General features: G+C 74.5%; 5 protein-coding genes. 3 read left to right on the forward strand and 2 right to left on the reverse strand.

Annotated elements, in window-relative coordinates:
• Positions 1–55: 55 nt before the first annotated feature.
• A complete protein-coding gene (locus E1283_RS33305) occupies positions 56–1048 on the reverse strand; it encodes a LysR family transcriptional regulator (RefSeq protein ID WP_132821902.1) in 993 nt (330 codons plus the stop codon).
• A gap of 92 nt (positions 1049–1140) precedes the next feature.
• On the opposite strand from E1283_RS33305, the gene E1283_RS33310 reads away from it, so the two are divergent.
• The 3 genes from E1283_RS33310 to E1283_RS33320 all read left to right on the forward strand — a co-directional run bounded on the left by E1283_RS33310 (position 1141) and on the right by E1283_RS33320 (position 3126).
• The gene (locus E1283_RS33310; protein ID WP_132821903.1) at positions 1141–2424 is read left to right on the forward strand and encodes an MFS transporter; all 1284 of its coding nucleotides are present in this window, start codon (positions 1141–1143) and stop codon (positions 2422–2424) included.
• 178 nt (positions 2425–2602) lie between these two features.
• A complete protein-coding gene (locus E1283_RS33315; RefSeq protein ID WP_243745275.1) occupies positions 2603–2878 on the forward strand; it encodes a hypothetical protein in 276 nt (91 codons plus the stop codon).
• Complete coding sequence (locus tag E1283_RS33320) at positions 2875–3126, forward strand: hypothetical protein (protein WP_132821905.1); 252 nt, start codon at positions 2875–2877, stop codon at positions 3124–3126. The genes E1283_RS33315 and E1283_RS33320 overlap by 4 nt, the downstream gene beginning before the upstream one ends.
• Before the next feature lie 116 nt (positions 3127–3242).
• Here the strand turns inward: E1283_RS33320 and E1283_RS33325 are convergent, their stop codons facing one another.
• On the reverse strand, positions 3243–3881 hold the full coding sequence (locus E1283_RS33325; RefSeq protein WP_243745276.1) for a sensor domain-containing protein: 639 nt from the start codon (positions 3879–3881) through the stop codon (positions 3243–3245).
• Positions 3882–3965 lie beyond the last annotated feature (84 nt).

Here is a 3965-nt window from a genome sequence, read left to right on the forward strand (position 1 = left end):
CCACCCACCCGGCCCGGACGCCGCCGGGCCCGCGTCGGCCGGGCGCACCGCGCCGTTACGTCTCGTTGGCCGCCTGGCCGGAGACCAACCGCCCCCGGTGGCCGAGGAGGAACCGTTTGAAGTCGGCGACCGGCCGGGTGTCGGGGTGGCCGGCGAGCCAGGCGACGCCGATCTGGCGGGCGGCGCGCGGCGCGGTGACGGAGAGTTCGACGACACCGGGCCTGGCCACGGTCGGCGGTGGCAGCAACGCGACGCCGAGCCCGGCCGCGACCAGGCCGCGCAGCGTTTCCGGCTCCTCGCCCTCGAAGGCGACCCGGGGCCGGAAGCCGGCCCGCTCGCACAGCTCGTCGGTCAACCTCCGCAGCCCGTAACCGGGTTCGAGCGTGACGAACGGCTCGTCCGCGGCCTCGGCGAGCCGCACCCGGCGCCGGCCGGCGAGCCGGTGGCCGGCGGGAACGACCAGGTGGAGCCGTTGTTCGTCGAGGCGCCGCGTCACCAGGTCGGGCGCCTCCGGCACCGGCGAGGTGAGGCAGAGGTCCAGCTCGCCGGCCCGCATCCGCTCGATCATGTCCTCGCCGTAGCTCTGGACCAGCGAGAAGCGGACCCGTGGATGGTCCTCGCGGAACTCGCGGATCAGCGCGGGCACCGTCTCCGGGCCCATGGTGTGCAGGAAGCCGAACGCGACCTTGCCGGCGGCCGGGTCGGCGTCCGTCCGCACCGCCTCGGCGGCCCGCTCCACCTCGCCGAGCGCGCGCTCGACGGACCGCGCGAAGGCGCGCCCGGCCGGGGTCAGCGTCACGCGCCGCCCGTGGCGGGCGAGCAGCGTGACGCCGAGGTCCCCTTCGAGACGGGCCATCGCCCGGCTGAGCGTGGACTGCGGGACGGCCAGCCCGCGGGCCGCCTGCGTGACGTGCTCATGCCTGGCGACGGCGGCGAACTGGGCGAGCCGTGGCGTGAGCAACGCGGCCCAGGAGTCCGGGGAGAGGTCGGCTCCCCCGGGTGTGACCGGTGTAACGCCGGTGTCATTCTCGTTGCGCGGCGATGACATACGCGCCCCTCACCTCTGCTGATGCACTGGTGGATCGATCTTCGCAGATTCGTGCATTGGACGCATGAGATTCGGGGTCCTAGTTTGTTGGTATGCCCAGTGACCTAGTCGGGGCCCCCGCCACCGCGGGGGCCTCCACCGCGCCGTTCCCGACCGTCCCGACCGACGTGCGTCCTCCCTCGCGGCCCCTCTCTCGCACGCGCATCAACCTCGCGCTGTTCGCGATCGGCCTGGCCACCTTCGCCATGCTGTTCTCCACCCAGTCACTGCTGCCGGACATCGCGACCGCCTTCGGGGTGGGCGCCGACGCGTCCAGCTGGACGGTCTCCGCCGCCACCATCGGCCTGGCCGTCGCGGTGCTGCCGCTGAGCGCGCTCTCCGAGCGGTTCGGCCGCCGGCGGATGATGACGGTCTCGGTCGGCGTGGCCGTGGCGCTGGCGCTGGTCATCCCGTTCGCGCCGGACCTGGGCAGCCTGGTCGCCCTGCGCGCGCTGCAGGGCGCGGCGATCGCCGGCATCCCGGCGTCGGCCGTCGCCTATCTCTCCGAGGAGCTCGACTCGCGGGCCACGGTCGGCGCGGTCGGCCTGTTCATCGCGGGCAACAGCGTGGGCGGCATGGTCGGCCGGGTGCTGACCGGCTGGGTCTCGGACGGCTTCGGCTGGCGGGCCGCGCTGGGCGCGGTGGCGGTGATGGCGCTCGTCGCGGCGGTCGTCTACCGGGTGTTGCTGCCGAGGAGCCGGAACTTCCGGCCGGCGCCGCTGCGCCCGCGGGTGCTGTTCGGCGCGGTGCGGGCGCACCTGTCGCAGCCGCTGCTGCTGCGTCTCTACGCGATCGGGATGCTGCTGATGGCCGCGTTCAGCGCGGTGTACACGGTGATCGGCTTCCGGCTGGTCGACGAGCCGTTCGGCCTCTCGGCCGGGCTCGCCGGCTCGGTGTTCGTCATCTACCTGGTCGGCACCGGCTCGGCCTCCGTCACCGGCCCGATGATCGAGCGGCTCGGCCGGCGTGGCGCGCTCTACGCGGCGATCACCACGGTCTCGGCCGGTCTGCTGCTGACCCTGTCGGAGCGGCTGGTGCCGGTCCTGGCCGGCCTGGTGCTGATCACCGGCGGCTTCTTCTTCGGCCACGCGGTGGCCTCCGGCTCGGTGAGCCGGGCGGCGACCGAGGGCCGGGCGCAGGCGTCGGCGCTCTACCAGGTGGCGTACTACCTGGGCGCCAGCCTGGGCGGCACCACCGGTGCGGTGATCTACCACGCGGCCGACTGGTCGGGCCTGGTCGCGTTCGCGCTGACCGCCCTGGTGACCACGGCCGGCATCACCCTCTACGCCACCCACCGCGCCCACGCCGACCGCCGCGCGGCGGCCCGGCTGGCCTGAGCCCGGTGGTCGCGGGCCGACACGGACGAACCGCCGTCATCGTCAGCCTCCCCGGCTACTCTGGTCAGCCGAAGGGCGACGCCCACTGGGGAGGCCGACATGAGCGCAGAGCCCGAGCACGGACGACGGTGAGTTGATCTCGCGGCCGCCGCGCACGCCCGATGCCTTGCTCCTCGCCATGGCGCGTATCGCGCCGCACCGGTTGTCAGAGATGCAGCGGCAGAAGGACGAGGCGTTCTCGCTCGCCGCCCAGGGCGACACCCTCGGACCCGTTCGAGGGTGGCTGGCCGTCTGGGCCGGCGAGGTGGAAATCGAACGCCGCCCCGATCTGGCCGCCCGCCGCCGGGCGGCGGAGCGCACCGCGCAGACCCTCGACAAGGACGCTCCAGCCTGGCGCAAGGCCGCAGACGAGCTGCTGGCGGTCGTCAACGAGGCGCGCGAGGCCGCCGGTTGAGCTGGGCGTGGGAGTACGCCCCCGACGAAGAGACGGTCGCGGCCGGCGCTCCGCCGGTCCTCGTCGCCGAGGTGGAGAAGCGGGCCGACGAGCTCGTTCGGGCCGCCGAGGCGTTGTACCTGGACGGTACGACCTGTCAGGGAGGCGCCCTCAGGGGCGGCGACGCCATCGTCCCCAACGGGATGTTCGTCCATCTCGTCGTCCCACGACACGAGCGCGTCTCCATCCGCCGGATCACCGCGTGGTGAAGGCCGCGCGCCGCCGCGTCCGGCACGACGGCCAACTCCCCGCCACCAGGGACTTCGCCTGAGACAGGCCGGCGCCGGCCAGGGCGAGTGCCCGGGCCGGCGTCGGTCGGTGGTGGTCAGGCGCGGACGAGGACGCCGCGTGCCACCCCGGCCTGGAGGGCGGTCAGCCCCCGCACCATCGGGACGGCGGTGGCCAGCAGCAGCACCCCGACGCCGGTGTTGAAGGCGATGTCGGCGACCGTGGAGTCGATGCCGAAGGCCAGGTCGAGGATGCCCTCCTCGCCGCCGTCGCGCGGCAGCGACCAGGACCACAGCCCGTAGCAGAGCTCGCCCAGCCCACCCAGCGTCCAGGTGATCGCGAAGCTGAAGGTGAGCAGCCGCACGGGCAGGGCGACGACCATGTGCGTCCAGTCCCGCCACGCCTGCGGGTCGCCCAGCGCGTGCCACCAGCGGGCGAGCCCCGTGCCGCGCGGCTCGCGGTAGCTCGGTTCCGGCATGGCGCGCCCGGTCACGGCGGCCACCCGGGCACGCTCGCCCCGCGCGAAGCCACGCGCCGCGGCCAGCGTCCCGGCGAGCACGGGCACCCCGAAGACGGCCACGAGCCCGCCGACCCCGAGCGAGAACCCGGTCACGGCCACCGTGAAGGCCACCACGCCCACCGGCAACCCGGAGAGGAGGTACGCCAGTTCACGCCCGAAGCGGCTCGAAGTGCCCTGGTACTTCACGGCGGCGCCCGCCGGCATCGTCTCGATCATGTGCACCACTCTGCCGCCACGCCGCGCGCCGGCCGAGCCGGCTAGCCCACCGGTCCGGGGGTGGTGCTGGGTACACCCCCCGCC

Origin of the sequence: Streptomyces hainanensis (assembly GCF_004348415.1) — a bacterium.
GTDB lineage: Bacteria > Actinomycetota > Actinomycetes > Streptomycetales > Streptomycetaceae > Streptomyces > Streptomyces hainanensis.